We start from the raw sequence: 16,284 nt of genomic DNA, 5'->3' as shown, positions 1-16,284 counted from the left end.
ACTTTTCCTGCCGCTCGCCTGGGCCGGAACGGATACCGTTGTTCCGCGTGCCCGAGCGTGCCTCGTCGCCTCGCGGACGCCATCCGTCTCGCAGCCAAGGAGCGCCCGTGTCCTCTTCTCCCGCCCCGAGCACCGCCAGCACCGGTGTCTCCGCCTCGTTCAACGAGCCCGTCTCGGTCGTCGATCCCGAGATCGCGGCCGTCCTGCAGCAGGAGCTCGACCGCCAGCGCGGCTACCTCGAGATGATCGCGAGCGAGAACTTCGTGCCGCGCGCGATCCTCGAGTCGCAGGGCTCGGTCCTCACCAACAAGTACGCCGAGGGCTACCCGGGCCGCCGCTACTACGGCGGCTGCGAGTACGTCGACGTCGCGGAGCAGCTCGCCATCGACCGCGCCAAGGCCCTCTTCGGCGCCGAGTTCGCGAACGTGCAGCCGCACTCCGGCGCGACCGCCAACGCGGCGGCGCTCGCCGCCCTCGTCCAGCCGGGCGACACCATCCTCGGCCTCGAGCTCGCGCACGGCGGCCACCTCACCCACGGGATGAAGCTCAACTTCTCGGGCAAGCTCTACAACGCCACGGCGTACGGAGTCGACCCGCAGACCTTCCGCATCGACATGGACGCGGTCCGCGAGAAGGCCCTCGAGGTCCGCCCGCAGGTCCTCATCGCCGGCTGGTCGGCCTACCCGCGCCACCTCGACTTCGAGGCGTTCCGCGCGATCGCCGACGAGGTCGGCGCCAAGCTCTGGGTCGACATGGCCCACTTCGCCGGACTCGTCGCCGCCGGACTGCACCCCTCGCCCGTTCCGCACGCCGACGTGGTGACCACCACCGTGCACAAGACGCTCGCGGGTCCCCGCTCCGGTCTGATCCTCGCCAAGCAGGAGTACGCCAAGAAGCTGAACTCCGCCGTCTTCCCGGGCCAGCAGGGCGGACCGCTCATGCACGTCATCGCCGCCAAGGCGACCGCGTTCAAGCTCGCGGGCGAGCAGGAGTTCGCCGACCGCCAGGCGCGCACCATCCGCGGCGCGCAGATCCTCGCCGAGCGCCTGACGGCCGCCGACTCGAAGGCCGAGGGCATCGACGTGCTCACCGGCGGCACCGACGTGCACCTCGTGCTCGCCGACCTCCGTGACTCCCCGCTCGACGGCAAGCAGGCCGAGGACCGCCTGCACGAGGTCGGCATCACGGTCAACCGCAACGCGGTGCCGTTCGACCCGCGCCCGCCGATGGTCACCTCGGGCCTGCGGATCGGCACGCCCGCGCTCGCGACCCGCGGCTTCGGCGACGCCGAGTTCGCCGTCGTGGCCGACGTCATCGCCGAGGCGCTCAAGCCATCGGCCGATCTCGAGGCGCTGCGCGCCCGGGTCAAGGGGCTCACGGACGACTTCCCGCTCTACCCCGGGCTGTAGGCCGCACCGCCCCTCCGGGCACCCTCCGTGTTCGCGGGGTCGCGAGCGCCGAGTGCGCCTCCGGACCCCGCGAGTGCGGAAGCACGACGCGCGCCGAGCGACGCGCACCAGAGCGAAGCGCTGACGGACGACGCACAGACGGACGAAGCGCCGACGGACGAGGAGTTCCACGATGACGGCACAGGTACTCGACGGCGTCGCCACCGCCGCGACGGTCAAGGCGGAGATCGCCGAGCGCGTGGCGGTGCTGCGCGAGAAGGGCGTCGTGCCCGGTCTCGGCACGCTGCTGGTCGGCGACGACCCGGCGTCGCGCTCCTACGTCGCGGGCAAGCACCGCGACTGCGCCGAGGTCGGCATCGAGTCGATCCGCGTCGACCTGCCCGCCACCGCGTCCGCGGAGGACATCCGCGCGGCGATCCGGCAGCTCAATGAGTCGGACTCGGTGACCGGCTACATCATCCAGCTCCCGCTGCCGAAGGGCATCGACGAGAACGCGATGCTCGAGCTGATGGACCCCGACAAGGACGCCGACGGGCTGCACCCGACCAACCTCGGCCGGCTCGTGCTGGGCGTCGAGGGCGAGCTCGACAGCCCGCTGCCGTGCACGCCGAACGGCATCGTCGAGATGCTGAAGCGCCACGACATCCCGATCTCGGGGAAGCACGTCGTCGTGGTCGGCCGCGGGCTCACGGTCGGCCGCCCGCTCGGGCTGCTGCTGACCCGCAAGGGACTCGACGCGACGGTCACGCTGACCCACTCGCGCACCGCGGATCTCGCGGCGGAGGTGCGCCGGGCGGACATCGTGGTGGCGGCCGTGGGCGTGCCCGGACTGATCGCGGGGGACTGGGTGAAGCCGGGGGCAGCCGTGCTCGACGTGGGGATCACGCGGGTCGAGAACCCGGAGACGGGGAAGGCGAAGCTGACGGGCGACGTCGCTCCGGAGGTGGCCGAGGTCGCGGGCTGGCTGTCGCCGGTGCCCGGCGGGGTCGGGCCGATGACGCGGGCGATGCTGATCCACAACGTGGTGGGGGCGGCGGAGCGGGCTCTGCGCTAGGTCGACGTCCGGGGGGTCTAGCTTGCTGCCGCTGTTCTGACGGGGGAGGGGCGCGGTGTCTCGTCGCGGCTCCTTCCCGCGCGCCTTCGGCGCGCCCGCCAGACCCGAGCCAGGAGCCGCGACGAGACACCGCGCCCCTCCGGGGCGACGGCTGCAGAGAGGCGCGCCCTGCGGGCGGCGCCGTGCCGAGTCCGTGGTGAGGGACCAGGCACGGGCGGACCTCCGTGGTCAGGCGTGGAGGTGGACCTCGTCGCCCGGCGTGAGGGCGGCCAGGGTGTCGAGGGAGGGGGCGGCGACGACGGCGATGACCGGGTAGCCGCCGGTCGTGGGGTGGTCGGGGCCGAAGACGACGGGGAGACCCGAGGGCGGGAGCTGGATCGAGCCGTGGACGAGGCCCTCGCTGGGCAGCTCGGGAGCGCCGCCGGTCGGCAGCGGGGTGCCGGCGAGGCGGAGGCCGACGCGGTCGGCGAACGGGCTCACCCGCCAGGGGCCCGCGAGGAGGCGCTGCCACGTTCCCGGGGGCAGGAGATCGAGGCGGGGGCCGGGGAGCACCCGCACGGTCGGGTCCCGGGGCGGGTCGAAGGGCCACCAGTCGGGGAGGAGGACCTCGCCGGCCGGCACGCCGGCGGCGAGCAGGTCGCCGGCGCGGAGGGGCTCCGGGCCGAGGCCGGAGAGGGTGTCGCGGGAGCGGGAGCCGAGCACGGGTGGCGCGGCGATGCCGCCTCGGACGCCGAGGGTGCGGCGCAGGCCCGCCGTCAGGGGGCCGAGTCTCAGGACCGAGCCCGCAGGCGCGAGGGCGGGCAGGACGCGGGCGAGGGCGGCGCCGTCGAGGGTCGCCGCTCCGGCGGCTCCGGTCAGGCTGATCCACGCGGGGGTCTCCAAGCGGGCGGTGAAGCCGGCGCCGAGCAGTTCGAGCGCGGCCGCGTCCGGGGCGTTGCCGAGCAGGCGGTTCGCGAGCCGGAGGGCGCCGCGGTCCATCGCGCCGGAGCGCCCGACGCCGACGGCGGCGTGGCCGGGGCGGCCCTCGTCCTCGAGGAGGGCGAGCGGGCCGGGGTCGAGGACGCGCAGGCTCACGGCAGCGCTCGGAAGCGGACCGAGTCGCCGGGGGCGAGCAGGGCGGGCGGCAGGCGCTCGATGTCCCAGAGGACCGCGTCGGTGGAGCCGAGCAGCTGCCAGCCGCCGGGGGAGGCGCGCGGGTAGACGCCGGAGTAGCCGGCCGCGAGGGCGACCGCGCCGGCGGGGACGCGGGTGCGGGGCTCGGCACGGCGGGCGACCTCCGGCCAGGGGGCGAGTGCGACGAGGTAGGCGAAGCCGGGGGCGAAGCCGCCGAAGGCCGCGCGCCACGGGGTCGTCGTGTGGCGGTGGACCAGTTCGGCGGGGCTCCAGCCGAGGGCGCTCGCCGTCTCGGCGAGGTCGGCGCCGTCGTAGCGGACGGTGATCTCGTGCCGGCGGCCGATCGCTGACGGACCAGCGGCCTCCGCGGCCGCCGCTGTGCGGGCGATCCAGCGGGACGCCTCGGCGACCGGCAGGGCGCCGTCCAGCACGACGAGGACGGTCTGCGCGGCGGGGACCAGGTCGAGGACGCCTGCGGGGCGGGACCGGTCGAGCGCCGCTGCCAGCGCGAGCGCCTCGTCGAGGCCGTCGACCTCGGCCAGCACGGCGCGGTCGCCGGAAGGCAGCAGGCACACCGGGATCACGGTGCGGCGCTCGCCAGGGCGACGCCCGCCCTCGCGAGTGCGGCGCGCACCGCCTCCGCCATCACGACGGCGCCCGGGGTGTCGCCGTGCACGCAGAGGGAGTCCACGACGAGGGAGAGGTCCTCGCCCGTGGCCGTCGTCACCCGGCCCTCGAGAACCATGTGAACCGCACGGGACGCGACGGCCACGGGGTCGCTCAGCAGATCGCCCCGCTCGCCCCGAGGGACGAGCGTGCCGTCGGCCCGGTAGCCGCGGTCGACGAAGGCCTCGCGCAGGAAGGGCAGGCCGGCGCGCGCCGCCGCCTTCTCGACGGCGGAGGACGCGAGCCCGAGCAGGGGCAGCCCGGGAGCGGCGTCGCGGACCGCGGCGACCACGGCCTCCGCCTGCCGCTCGTCGTGCACGATGCGGTTGTAGAGGGCCCCGTGCGGCTTGACGTAGCGCACCTCCGTGCCCGCGGCCCGCGCGACGGCCTGCAGGGCGCCGAGCTGGTAGACGACGTCGGCGTGCAGCTCGTCGGGGCCGACGGGGAGCTCGCGGCGGCCGAAGCCGGCGAGGTCGCGGTAGGCGACGTGGGCGCCGATCGCCACACCGCGCTCGGCGGCGGTGCGGCAGGTGGCGAGCATGATCGAGGGGTCGCCCGCGTGGAAGCCGCAGGCGATGTTCGCGCTGGTGACGACCCGGAGCATCGCGTCGTCGTCGCCGAGCGACCACACGCCGAAGCCCTCGCCGAGGTCGGCGTTGAGGTCGATCGTCCTCCGCATCCTCCGAGCCTACGGGCGGCGTCCAGCCGGGGCTCGCTAGCGTAGGCAAACGCGCTCGCGTTCCCACCCCCTCCGGACCACCGCTCGAGCGCGCCCCCACGAAGGAGAAAACATGCTGACCGTCAACGCCTACGCCGCCCCCTCCGCCACCGAGCCGCTCGTCCCCACCACGATCGAGCGCCGCGACGTCGGAGCGCACGACGTGCTCATCGAGATCGCCTACGCGGGCATCTGCCACTCCGACATCCACACCGTGCGCGGCGAGTGGGGCCCCGTCCAGTACCCCCTCACCGTCGGCCACGAGATCGTCGGCGTCGTCGCCGAGGTCGGCTCCGAGGTGACCAAGCACAAGGTCGGCGACCGCGTCGGCGTCGGCTGCATGGTCAACTCCTGCCGCGAGTGCGAGAACTGCCTCGCCGGCGAGGAGCAGTACTGCCTGAAGGGCAACACCGGCACCTACGCCTCCGTCGACCGCGACGGCACCGTCACCCAGGGCGGCTACTCCACCCACGTCGTCGTCGTCGAGGACTTCGTGCTCCGCGTCCCGGAGTCGATCCCCTACGAGGCCGCCGCGCCGCTGCTCTGCGCCGGCATCACCACCTACTCGCCGCTGTCGCACTGGGAGGCGGGCCCCGGCAAGCGGGTCGCCGTCGTCGGTCTCGGCGGGCTCGGCCACATGGCCGTCAAGTTCGCGCACGCGATGGGCGCCGAGGTCACCGTGCTCTCGCAGTCGCTGAGCAAGAAGGAGGACGGCCTCCGTCTGGGCGCCGACCACTACTACGCGACGAAGGACGAGGAGACGTTCTCCACGCTCAAGAACACCTTCGACATCATCATCAACACGGTGAGCGCGCCGCTCGACCTGGACGCCTACCTCGGCCTCCTGCGCCGCAACGGCACGATGGTGAACGTGGGCGCTCCGGCCGAGGCGCTGCCGCTGCACGTCTTCACCCTGTTCGCCGCGCGCCGCTCCTTCGCGGGCTCCGGCATCGGCGGCATCCGCGAGACCCAGGAGATGCTCGACTTCTGCGCCGAGAAGGGCATCGCGAGCGAGGTCGAGGTCGTCTCGGCGTCGCAGATCAACGAGGCCTACGAGCGCGTGCTCGCCTCGGACGTGCGCTACCGCTTCGTCATCGACATCGCGACGCTGACGAAGTAGCGGTTCCACCGGCCGCGGGGTCGGCTACGGTCGTTCGCATGAGCGAGCGCAGCCACCCCGCGGTCGACCGCGTCCTGGCCGATCTCGAGGCGCACGGGGTGCGGCCGCCGGTCCGCTGGCTCGACGAGGCGGCGTCGACGGCGGCGCTCGCCGCGGCCGCCCTCGGCATCGAGGTCGGCCAGATCGCGAACTCCCTGGTGTTCCTCCTCGACGGGTCGCCGCTGCTGGTCCTCACCAGCGGTGGCCACCGCGTCGACACTGACTGGCTGGGCGCCGAGCTCGGCGGGACGATCACCCGCGCCTCGGCGTCAGTCGTCAAGGCCGCGACGGGCCAGACCATCGGCGGCGTCGCCCCGGTCGGTCATCCGATCCCGCTGCCCACCGTGGTCGACTCCGCCCTGGCCGAGTACGACACCGTCTGGGCGGCCGCCGGCCACGCCCACACCGTCTACCCGACGAGCGCTGCGGAACTCGTCCGCGTCACCGGCGGCGCGCTGCGCCCGGTCGTCCCACCGGCAGGCACGCCGACCGAGTAGCCCGCGCAGCGGGCCACCCATGCTGATCGAGCAGCCCGCAACGCGGGCGTCTCGAGATCCGTCGTCAGCGCACGCGACCCGCGCCGTCGGCCGCCGTCACGAGGAACAGCTCGGGCGTGCGGAAGCCCTTCTCGGCGAAGGCGGCGAGGACCGCCGCGCGGACCTCCTCCTCCTTCTCGACCGGGGTGAGCGCGATGGCCGAGCCGCCGAAGCCGCCGCCCGTCATCCGCGCGCCGATCGCGCCGGCGGCCCGGGAGGCCTCGACCGCGGTGTCGAGCTCGGGGATCGAGATCTCGAAGTCGTCGCGGAGCGAGACGTGCCCGGCGTCGAGGAGCTCGCCGATCGCGCGCGGCCCCTGCTCGCGGAGGGTGCGGACGGTGGTGAGCACGCGGGCGTCCTCCGTCACCACGTGCTTGACCCGGCGGTAGGTCACATCGTCGAGGAGCTCCTCGGCGCGCGGCAGATCGTCGACCGAGAGCTCTCGCAGCGACTCCACGCCCAGCGTCGACGCACCGAGCTCGCAGGACGCACGGCGCTCGGCGTAGCCACCGGTGGCGTGCGCGTGCTCGACCCGGGTGTCGATGACGAGGAGCACCAGCCCGGCCTCCTCGAAGCCGAGGGGCACGACCTCGGTGTCCAGGCTCCGGCAGTCCAGGAAGACCGCCGCGTCGCGCTCGCCGAACAGCGAGGCGGACTCGTCCATGATCCCGGTCGGGGCGCCGACGGCCACGTTCTCGGCGCGACGGCCCACGCGGGCGAGTGTCGCGCGGTCGAGCCCGAGCTCCCAGAGCTCGTTCAGTGCCACGGCCATCGCGCACATCAGCGCGGCCGAGCTGGAGAGACCGGCGCCGACCGGCACGTCGGAGTCGACGAACGCGTCGAAGCCCGAGCGCGCGCCGAGGTCGACGCCGTACTCGGTGAGCGCCCAGACGACGCCGAGCGGGTAGGCCGACCAGCCGTCGAGCGCGTCCGGCCCGAGGTCGTCCAGCGAGATCTCGACGTGCTCGGGCGAGAAGGCGCTCGAGATCCGGACGACCCGGTCCTCGCGCGGCGAGACCGCCATCGCCGTGGCGCGGTCGATGGCGAACGGGAAGACGAAGCCGTCGTTGTAGTCGGTGTGCTCGCCGATCAGGTTGACCCGGCCGGGCCCGGCCCAGACGCCGGCGGCCGGGTGGCCGTAGGCGCGCTCGAAGTCCTGAGCGGCGCGCTCGGCGACGGCGTCGAGGGAGGCGGAGGTGGTCATCGGTTCTCCTCGGGGGTGGTGTCGGCGGCGGGGAGCGACGCGTCGGGGTTCGCGGCCGTCTCGGCGGCCAGGGTGGCGGCGTCGGCGCGCTCGATCGCCTCGCGCAGGGCGGCGGCGCTCGTCTCGGGAGCGATGTCGCCGATCCAGGCGCCCATCGCCGCCTCGCTGCCGGCCAGGTACTTGAGCTTCGTCGCCGCACGCCGCGGGGAGGTGATCTGCAGCATGAGCCGCACCTCGTCGCGCCGCTCGTGCACGGGAGCCTGGTGCCAGGCCGAGATGTAGGGGGTGGGGGAGTCGTAGAGCGCGTCGATACCGCGGAGGAGACGCTGATAGACCACGGCGAGCTCGTCGCGCTCTTCGGGCGTCGTCTCGCTGATGTCGGCGACGTGGCGGTGCGGCAGCACGTGCACCTCGATGGGCCAGCGCGCGGCGAAGGGCACGAACGCGGTCCAGTGCTCGCCGCGGACGAGCACGCGCTCGCCGGCCTGCTCGAAGGCGAGGACGTCCGCGAACATCCCGGGGCCGTAGGCGTCGAGCGAGGCGAGGAGCCGCGTCGTGCGCGGGGTGACGTACGGGTAGGAGTAGATCTGCCCGTGCGGGTGGTGCAGCGTGACGCCGATCGCCTCCCCGCGGTTCTCGAACGGGAAGACCTGCTGCACGCCGGGCAGCGTCGACAGCGCGGCGACGCGGTCGGCCCACGCCTCCACGACCGTGCGGGCCCGCGAGGCGGAGAGCGTCGCGAACGAGCCCTCGTGCTCGGGGCTGAAGCAGACGACCTCGCAGCGGCCGACGCTCGTCAGCGTCCGGCCGAGGCCGAGCGTGCGGAGGTCCTCGAGGGACTCGGGCGCGTCCTCGTCCTCGAGCAGCGGACCGAACGACGGCGACCGGTTCTCGAAGACGGCGACGTCGTAGACGCTCGGCACCTCCGACGGGTTCGTGGGCGAGGCCGGAGCCAGCGGGTCGAGCTCGGCCGGCGGCAGGAAGACGCGGTTCTGCCGGGAGGCGGCGATCGACACCCACTCGCCGGTGAGGACGTCCTGGCGCATGCGCGCGGTCGCGGGGCGGGGGTCGAGCTCGCGGGCATCCGCCGAGCGCTCGGGAGGGAGGGACGTGTCCGCGTCATCGAAGTAGATGAGGTCGCGGCCGTCGGCGAGGACGTGCGGGCGCTTGACGACGCCGGCGGAGAGGGGGATCGCTTCATTCATGGCGTCGACCACGATAGACCGCGGCCTTCGGAAAGGAAAGCCCGGTTTCTCTTTGACAAGTCGCTCGCGCGCGGGACACGATGGGGCGATGAGGACGGACGGGGAGCAGGAGGGCCGCTCGGCGCTCGAGCGCCGCCTCGAGATGCGGCTGCTGGCTGAGAAGCTCGGCTTCGTCTCCGTCGCCGACCTCTCCGACCGCCTCGGCGTCTCCGTCGTCACCGTCCGCTCGGACCTCGACCGGCTCGCCGGCGAGGGGACCGTCCAGCGCGTCCGCGGGGGAGCCGTGCCGACCGGCGAGCGCTCGGGGGAGCGCTCGTTCGAGGAGGGCCTCGCCGCCGCCTCCGACGAGAAGGCCGCGATCGGCCGCGAGGCCGCCGCCTCGGTCGCCTCCGGCGAGAGCGTGATCCTCGACGTCGGCACCACGACGCTCGCGATCGCCCACGCGCTCGTGGCGCGGGACGACCTCCGCGACGTCACCGTCATCACCAACGGCCTCAGCATCGCCCTCGCGCTCGAGCCCGCCATCCCGCGCTTCACGGTCGTCGTCACCGGCGGCACGCTGCGCCCGCTGCAGCACTCCCTCGTCGAGCCGCTGGCCTCCGAGGTGCTCGAGCGGCTCCGCGCCGACGTCGTCTTCATCGGCTGCACGGGGGTGCATCCCGAGGCCGGTGTGACCAATGTGAACCTCCCCGAGGCCACGCTCAAGCGCCGCATGCTGCACGCCGCCGCCCGCCGCGTCGTCGTCGCGGACTCGAGCAAGCTCGGCGTCGTCGATCTGGGCCGGGTCGCCGGCACCGAGGAGTTCGACCGCCTGCTCACGGGCGCCGCCGCGGGCGACGCCGTCGTCGAGCGGCTCGAGGCGGCCGGTCTGCCCGTCACCCCCTGCGGCACGGAGCAGCCCGGTCCGCACGCCGGCGACGGTGCCGGTCCGTAGGATTCAGGAATGGCCGACTTCACTCCCGCCCCCGCAACCGGGCGCCAGTTCGCCCTCGACCTCACCGCCGAGGGCCGCACCCTGCACGCCGTCGTCACGGAGGTGGCCGCAGGGCTGCGCCACCTCTCCGTCGACGGCGTCGAGATCACCGCCGGATACCCCGAGACCGTGGTTCCGCCGTTCGGCTCGGGCATCGTCCTGATGCCGTGGCCCAACCGGGTCAAGGACGGCCGCTGGCACCACGCCGGCCGCACCCAGCAGCTCGACATCACCGAGCCCAAGTACCACAACGCGATCCACGGCCTGCTGCGCAGCGCCTCCTACCGCGTCGTCGAGCAGGGCCCGTCCTTCGTCGAGCTCGCCGCGCCCGTCGTCCCGCAGAGCGGCTACCCGTTCCACCTCGAGACCACGGTCCGCTACGAGCTGCAGGCCGACGGCCTGAAGGTCGTGCACCGCGTCGTCAACGTCGGAGCGGACGAGGCGCCCGTCGCGATCGGCACGCACCCCTTCCTCGCCATCGGCGACGTCCCGACGGACGAGCTCGAGATCACGGTCGACGCGGCCGTGCACATCGAGGTCGACGAGCGGCTCAACCCCACCGGTCAGAGCCCGGTCGACGGCACCGAGTGGGACCTCCGCCGCGGCCGCCGGATCGGCGAGCTCGAGCTCGACGACGCCTGGGCCGATGTCACGATCGTCGACGGCGAGAGCGTCCACGGACTCCGTGCCGCCGACGGCCGCCGCGTGCTGCTCTGGGCCGACGCCTCGCACAACTTCATCCAGGTCTTCATCACCCGGATCTTCCCCGACGGCGACGACGTCAAGACCGCCATCGCGGTCGAGCCGATGACCGCGCCCGCCGAGGCGCTCAACTCCGGTCAGGGCCTGCGCTGGCTCGAGCCGGGCGAGGAGTGGAGCGTCGCCTGGGGCATCCGCCACGAGGGCTTCCCCGCCTCGTCATGACGTCGAGCAGCACGACCGTCGTCAGCACCTCCGCGGGGCGCGACGACGACGCCAAGCGCGCCGCCCTCGTCGCGATGAAGCGGCTCGCCACCGGGCTGCTGGTGCTGATGGCGATCGTGTTCGCCGTGTCGTTCGCGCTCCAGGACCGCTACCCCTGGCTGCAGTGGGTCCGCGCGGCGAGCGAGGGCGGGATGGTCGGCGCGCTCGCCGACTGGTTCGCGGTGACGGCGCTGTTCCGGCGGCCGCTGGGGCTGCCGATCCCGCACACCGCGATCATCCCGACGAAGAAGGACGAGATCGGCGCGAGCCTCGCGCAGTTCGTCGAGGAGAACTTCCTCCGCGGAGCGATCGTCCGCGAGAAGCTCGACTCCTTCGGCATCGCGCGCCGGGCCGGGCTCTGGCTCGCGGAGCCCGAGAACGCCCACCGCGTCGGAGGCGAGAGCGCGGCGGCCGTGCGCGCGGCCATCGCGCTGCTCGACGACTCCGACGTGCAGCGCGTGATCGAGGCGCTCGCCCGGCGCCACCTGCTCGACCCGCAGTGGGGCCCGCCGCTGGGCTCGCTCGTCGGCAGCGTCGTCGAGGCGGGGCACCACCGCCGGCTCGTCGACACGCTGGTCGAGCAGGCCGAGGTCTGGCTGATCGCGAATCCCGAGAGCTTCACGAGGATGGTCAGCGGCCGGCTCCCCAGCTGGCTGCCCTCCGCGGTCAGCCGGGCCGTCGACGAGCGGCTCTACCGCGAGGCGCTCGTCCTCGTCGAGACGATCCTCGACGACCAGGGCCACCCGTTCCGGATCGCGGTGGACGGCTACCTCGCGACGCTCGCGAAGGACCTCGGCAGCGACCCCGATCTGATCATGCGCGTCGAGGAGATCAAGAACCGCGCCTTCGACAGCCCCCGGGTGCGCGAGCTGGCCGGGGACGCCTGGGAGTCGACGAAGTCGTCGCTGCTCGGCGCGATGGACGACTCCGAGAGCCCGCTGCGCGCGAGCATCGAGTCGATCGTCGTCGACCTCGGCCGCCGGCTCTCGACCGATCAGGCGCTCGCCTCGACCGTCGACACCTGGATCGGCACCGTCGCGGCGAACCTCGTCGACCGCTACCGGGGCGACATCGCCAGCATCATCGGCGAGACGATCGGCCGCTGGGACCCGCAGGAGACCTCTGAGAAGCTCGAGCTGCAGGTCGGCAAGGACCTGCAGTTCATCCGGATCAACGGCACCGTCGTCGGCTCGCTGGCCGGCCTGGTGATCTTCACCGTCGCCCACGCTCTCCTCGGCTCCTGACGCGGGACGCCCGCCGCATCATGCGCGCGATCGGAACGGGTCGCTCGGGCCCGCTCCGCAAGCCCTCGCCGGTGTCGGTGGTCGGGCGTACGGTCGCAGCATGAGCGACGACATCCCCAACACCACCGATCCCGACGTCAAGACCGAGGGCGACGTCCTCGGCGCCCGTGCCGATGACGGCAGCGACACCAGCGCCAGCAAGGACCCGTCCGACTGGGTCACCGGCGACGAGCCGATGACCGGCCCGCAGCGCAGCTACCTCGACACCCTCGCCCGCGAGGCGGGGGAGACCCTCCCGGCCGACATCACGAAGGCGGAGGCGTCCGAGCACATCGATCGCCTGCAGTCCGCCACCGGCCGCGGCGACGGCAGCAAGTAGCCTCCCGCACCACCTGCACCGGAGGCGCACGACGGCTGAGCATTGCTGCCGTCGTGCGCCCCCGTGCCGGGGCCGTGCCGCACCGGGCACTGTCCCTAGGGTCGCGGGCATGGCGATCTCCCGGACCACGCAGACGGCTCTCGATCTCATCGACGCGGTGCGCATCCCCGAGGGGATCGATCCGCGCCTCGCCCGCCAGGTCTCGCTCGCGCTGAGGATCCTTCTCGAATCCGACAGCTTCGGCCCGAGCGATCGCACGCTGCGCCGCCGGTCCCGCAGGCTGCGCGCCGGTCGCCTGGTCTGACGGCCGTGGCAGGAGCGCCTGCGTGACCTCGCAGGGGGCAGACAGCGCGCGCGCAGCGGTCTAGAGTTCGGGTCATCCGGTCCGCCGGACGCCCGCGGGGCCGAGCACGGGGACGACCTCGTCTCATGAGCCGGGCCCGCCGTCCGCTCGCACGACGAGCGACCGCTCCCTGCCGACGCTCAGCGCCGACGCCGTCTCGATGAGGAGACCGTCATGCCGTCCTTCCGCTCCACCCTGCTCGCCCTCGCCGCCTCCGTCGCCCTCGTGGGCGCCGCCGCCACCCCCGCTCTCGCCGATCACAACGCCGGGGCCAACCTCGACGACTACGCCTCGACCGACATCTCGTCGAACGGCTCCTGCTACTACGGCGCCCTGCTGCCGGCCGCGCCCGGCTACAGCCTCCAGACGAAGGACTACCGCTTCGTCCGGTCCGGGACGTCGCTGACGCTCGTCTGCGTCTTCACCGGCATCCCCGCCTTCGTGCCCGCCGACGACACGGTCACCGGTGACGACTACACGGCGCCGACCCGGCTCACCCGGTACGTCTCCCTCGGCTCGTGCCTCCCGCCCGGCGTCGACTCCGCCTCCGAGCTCTACCCGGACTACGAGCGCGAGGTGCCGAGGGTCGACGCGGTCACCTACTCCTACCGCTCGACCACCACGATGGTCTGCCACTGGCGCGTCGACCCCACGCGCTGACCCGCAGGGGCGGCCGGCGGTGTCCCCTTCCGCCGGTCGCCCCGCCCCGCGGCCTGAGGAGCCGCCTCCGGCGGCGCTTCACGAGCCGTCGGCCGCCCAGCCGATGCTCTCGCGACCATTTCATGCTGGTCGAGTAGCCGCCTCCGGCGGCGTATCGAGATCCACCCACCGACCGGTCAGCACCACGAGACGCACCCCACCACCCCGCCTCGACAGGACACATCCGATGACCCACCGCCTCCAGCCCCACCAGAGCACCACCGTCCGCCTGGTCCGCTGGTTCCGCACGGTGGACGGCTGGCAGTCCGAGATCGTCCGCGGCCGTCTCCTCGAGCACCACGACGGCGTCTGGCGCCTCGTCTCGTTCGAGGACGGCGAGGAGCGCGAGTACCCCGACGCCGCCTGGTCCCTCTGCCACGAGTAGCGCGGCATCCGCGAACGGGCGTCGAGTGCTGCGGCTCCGCCCCTCCGCCGACGTGTGATCGCGACGGTCGTGCAGGAGAGGCAGCGGGAGAAGTGGGCCCCGTCGGGCTCGAACCGACGACCCGCGGAGTGGTCGGAAGGTCATTCCGCTAGGTACTGGCAGCTCTCTGTGACCTGCAATGGCGGCACACGGTCGACTCGGGAGGTGTCACCATATCGCGGCGATTGCCAGGGTTTCCGCGGGGTAGATGCGGGGCTACTCGATGGTCCGGTCGAGCGCTGACGCCGCCCTCGTCCCGGTCGCCTTCCGGCCCATGTAGACGTCCTGGGTCATCGACGGCCGGCTGTGGCCAAGGTAATCGGCGATCTCGCGAGCGGACAGCCCGGCCTCGTCTAGCGCCGTCGCGACGTACTTGCGGAACGAGTGAAACGACGTGCCGGGTGCGCCGAGGCGGTCGCGGTGCTCGCGCCAGTCCTTCAGCGTGTTCGACGGGTCCCGCAGCTTGAGCAGCATCGACGGGAACACCGCGTCGAACTCGTTGCGCATCGCCATGCTCTGGCGTCGGCGCAGCATGGTGATGACGAACTGCGGCACCACTATGACGCGGCGGCCCGCCTCGGTCTTAGTGTGCGACTGCCTGACGATGCCCTGTCCCTTGATCCGCACGACATTGGAGACGATCGCGATCGTGCCCGCGTCGAGGTCCACACTGGCCCATTGCAGGCCGAGCGCCTCGCTGATGCGTACACCCGTTCCAGCGAGAAACTCGATCAGGTCACGGAGATCACGGACGCCGAGCTCTTTGTCGGCGCGGACGCGCTCGAGCAGTAGAGCCATCGCATCGAGCGGGATTTGCACGGCGCCCTCGTTGGCACGAGTGATCTTGCCGACGTCGCGCACCGGGTTCGTCCTGGCGGCGCCGTTGCGGACGGCAAGGGTCATCATGCCCGACAGCACCGATTTCGTCGTCTTCGCGGCTCCGTTCCCGCGAGAGGTCACGACGCCTCCCAGAAAGCGGTCGAGGCGCTCTGGCGTGGCCTCCCGGATGGTCAGCTCGCCGACGCCTCGATCGTTGCCGGCGGTCGGTGCGATGACGGTCGCGACGGCCCATGAGTACGTGTCTGTCGTCCGCTGCGCTACGCCCTCCAACCGCTTCACCTCGAGGAACCGTTGCGCGAGGGAGGATAGCTTCATGCCGGCGTCCATCGAGCCCGACGTTTCACTCTTTAGCTCTCCGAGAGCCTTCCGTAGTGCGGTGGCGGCCTTCGCCTCTGACGTGGCGTAACGCTCTACCTGTCTCAGCCGGCCATCCTCGTGCCGATACCGCGTCCTTGCGCGCCAGCGGCCGTCCTCGACCTTCTTGACAGAAAGCGCTCCCCAGGAGCCGGGAGGAGTCCTAGGACGCGCCACGGGCGCGGTCTTCGGCGCGGTCTTGCTGTTCGCTTGTGAAGATAAGCAACGCTCTTAGGTTGATCTCCGAAATATCGTAGACGTCATCGAACTCATCGATCCACTTGTATTCGTCTTCTAGGTCAGTTGGACTCAACTCGTACTGCCAGAGCTGCAGGCGACTCTGCTTCAGCATTCGGATTGGTGAGCGAACAGAGTCGACTAGAGCGGTCGCCTCGGGCGTGCTGGTCGGCTCTAGTTCGCGGAGACGGGCGCCGACTTGGGGAAGGAGCCCAGCAACTTCTCGCCACAGGTTGAAGTGACGTGCGAGTTCAACAACGCGCGACTGAAGCGGGAAATCGTCGTCAAACGCTCTGTGCGAGTCAAGGGGCCAGACGAGGTAGTCGAATGCTTGAGCAGAACTGACCTGTTGTTCGCTCCACATTTCGACGCTGTCGTCTTCAACCCCAATCGCGGCGATCAGGGCGACCGGAGAGATATGCAGCGCCTGCGCGAAGATCAAGACCTCCGTGATCGTGATGGTTTTTCGCTTGCCGGCGAAGAGGTTCGAGAGCGTGCTCGGTCGCAGGTAGTCAGGGTCGCGAGCGTACTGCGAGCACAGAGCCGCGAACGCAGGCGTCGTCCAGCCTTGCGCTTTCCGGTGGTGGTTCACGGTTCGGGCAATCCGCTTCGTGACCCGCTCGGACCAGCTGTCGAAGGGCAGTGGGTAGGGGCTCGTCTTCGGCTCGGACGTCATGGTGAGAGCGTAGCGGGGGAATTAGGCGGAATCCACTTGACAGCCGACGCAACTCGGCTAATGTGGTGACCAACCCCGATGCTAAGCG

18 protein-coding genes are annotated in these 16,284 nt (G+C 72.3%); 11 read left to right on the top strand and 7 right to left on the bottom strand.

The genetic code is table 11. The annotated features are described in order from the left end of the window. The first annotated feature begins 107 nt into the window (after positions 1-107). Both glyA and HRK28_RS04720 read left to right on the top strand, forming a co-directional pair. Positions 108-1,409: a serine hydroxymethyltransferase gene (gene glyA, locus HRK28_RS04725; RefSeq protein ID WP_173250571.1), complete on the top strand. Its 1,302-nt coding sequence runs from the start codon at positions 108-110 to the stop codon at positions 1,407-1,409. Positions 1,410-1,581: 172 nt separating this feature from the next. Then, positions 1,582-2,463 (top strand): bifunctional methylenetetrahydrofolate dehydrogenase/methenyltetrahydrofolate cyclohydrolase, encoded by an 882-nt coding sequence (locus tag HRK28_RS04720; RefSeq protein WP_173250570.1) that lies wholly within the window; start codon positions 1,582-1,584, stop codon positions 2,461-2,463. Positions 2,464-2,691: 228 nt separating this feature from the next. Here the strand turns inward: HRK28_RS04720 and HRK28_RS04715 are convergent, their stop codons facing one another. The 3 genes from HRK28_RS04715 to HRK28_RS04705 are packed head-to-tail and all read right to left on the bottom strand — an operon-like array spanning position 2,692 to position 4,921. Next, a complete protein-coding gene (locus tag HRK28_RS04715; protein ID WP_173250569.1) occupies positions 2,692-3,537 on the bottom strand; it encodes a biotin-dependent carboxyltransferase family protein in 846 nt (281 codons plus the stop codon). Then, positions 3,534-4,151: an allophanate hydrolase subunit 1 gene (locus HRK28_RS04710; protein WP_367948341.1), complete on the bottom strand. Its 618-nt coding sequence runs from the start codon at positions 4,149-4,151 to the stop codon at positions 3,534-3,536. The genes HRK28_RS04715 and HRK28_RS04710 overlap by 4 nt, the downstream gene beginning before the upstream one ends. Positions 4,152-4,156: 5 nt before the next feature. After that, positions 4,157-4,921 carry a LamB/YcsF family protein gene (locus HRK28_RS04705; RefSeq protein ID WP_173250568.1) on the bottom strand — a complete coding sequence of 255 codons (765 nt, stop codon included), beginning with the start codon at positions 4,919-4,921 and terminating at the stop codon, positions 4,157-4,159. Between the two features lie 112 nt (positions 4,922-5,033). On the opposite strand from HRK28_RS04705, the gene HRK28_RS04700 reads away from it, so the two are divergent. After that, on the top strand, positions 5,034-6,080 hold the full coding sequence (locus HRK28_RS04700; RefSeq protein WP_123735082.1) for an NAD(P)-dependent alcohol dehydrogenase: 1,047 nt from the start codon (positions 5,034-5,036) through the stop codon (positions 6,078-6,080). Positions 6,081-6,118: 38 nt separating this feature from the next. Continuing rightward, positions 6,119-6,616, top strand: a complete 498-nt coding sequence (locus HRK28_RS04695; RefSeq protein WP_173250567.1) for a YbaK/EbsC family protein — start codon at positions 6,119-6,121, stop codon at positions 6,614-6,616. Positions 6,617-6,680: 64 nt separating this feature from the next. On the opposite strand, the gene galK is transcribed toward HRK28_RS04695, so the two are convergent. Together galK and galT are read right to left on the bottom strand one after the other, a co-directional pair. Then, positions 6,681-7,859 (bottom strand): galactokinase, encoded by a 1,179-nt coding sequence (gene galK / locus HRK28_RS04690; RefSeq protein WP_160087744.1) that lies wholly within the window; start codon positions 7,857-7,859, stop codon positions 6,681-6,683. Further along, complete coding sequence (gene galT, locus HRK28_RS04685) at positions 7,856-9,064, bottom strand: galactose-1-phosphate uridylyltransferase (RefSeq protein WP_173250566.1); 1,209 nt, start codon at positions 9,062-9,064, stop codon at positions 7,856-7,858. The genes galK and galT overlap by 4 nt, the downstream gene beginning before the upstream one ends. 88 nt (positions 9,065-9,152) lie before the next feature. On the opposite strand from galT, the gene HRK28_RS04680 reads away from it, so the two are divergent. From HRK28_RS04680 to HRK28_RS04650, 7 genes are all read left to right on the top strand, one after another. Continuing rightward, the gene (locus HRK28_RS04680; RefSeq protein WP_173250565.1) at positions 9,153-9,998 is read left to right on the top strand and encodes a DeoR/GlpR family DNA-binding transcription regulator; all 846 of its coding nucleotides are present in this window, start codon (positions 9,153-9,155) and stop codon (positions 9,996-9,998) included. Positions 9,999-10,007: 9 nt separating this feature from the next. Further along, positions 10,008-10,961 (top strand): aldose 1-epimerase family protein, encoded by a 954-nt coding sequence (locus tag HRK28_RS04675; protein WP_173250564.1) that lies wholly within the window; start codon positions 10,008-10,010, stop codon positions 10,959-10,961. Further along, complete coding sequence (locus tag HRK28_RS04670) at positions 10,958-12,244, top strand: DUF445 domain-containing protein (RefSeq protein ID WP_173250563.1); 1,287 nt, start codon at positions 10,958-10,960, stop codon at positions 12,242-12,244. Before HRK28_RS04675 ends, HRK28_RS04670 begins: the two co-directional genes overlap by 4 nt. A 100-nt stretch (positions 12,245-12,344) precedes the next feature. Further along, positions 12,345-12,623, top strand: a complete 279-nt coding sequence (locus tag HRK28_RS04665) for a DUF3072 domain-containing protein (protein ID WP_123445134.1) — start codon at positions 12,345-12,347, stop codon at positions 12,621-12,623. Between the two features lie 109 nt (positions 12,624-12,732). Beyond that, positions 12,733-12,927, top strand: coding sequence for a hypothetical protein (locus HRK28_RS04660; RefSeq protein ID WP_173250562.1), 195 nt, complete (start codon positions 12,733-12,735; stop codon positions 12,925-12,927). Between the two features lie 213 nt (positions 12,928-13,140). After that, positions 13,141-13,626, top strand: a complete 486-nt coding sequence (locus tag HRK28_RS04655; protein ID WP_173250561.1) for a hypothetical protein — start codon at positions 13,141-13,143, stop codon at positions 13,624-13,626. Positions 13,627-13,852: 226 nt separating this feature from the next. Further along, positions 13,853-14,050, top strand: a complete 198-nt coding sequence (locus tag HRK28_RS04650; protein WP_123735091.1) for a hypothetical protein — start codon at positions 13,853-13,855, stop codon at positions 14,048-14,050. A 255-nt stretch (positions 14,051-14,305) separates the two neighbouring features. Here HRK28_RS04650 and xerC read toward each other — a convergent pair whose 3' ends face one another. After that, positions 14,306-15,244: a tyrosine recombinase XerC gene (xerC, locus tag HRK28_RS04645; RefSeq protein ID WP_173250560.1), complete on the bottom strand. Its 939-nt coding sequence runs from the start codon at positions 15,242-15,244 to the stop codon at positions 14,306-14,308. A 202-nt stretch (positions 15,245-15,446) separates the two neighbouring features. Continuing rightward, entirely contained in the window at positions 15,447-16,196 is a 750-nt protein-coding gene (locus HRK28_RS04640; RefSeq protein WP_173250559.1) for a hypothetical protein, read from the bottom strand. Between the last annotated feature and the right edge of the window lie 88 nt (positions 16,197-16,284).

This window comes from Rathayibacter sp. VKM Ac-2835 (assembly GCF_013266705.1).
Lineage (GTDB): Bacteria > Actinomycetota > Actinomycetes > Actinomycetales > Microbacteriaceae > Rathayibacter.
The sequence above is the reverse complement of the archived record's forward strand: the minus strand, read 5'-3'. Positions and strand labels throughout refer to the sequence as shown.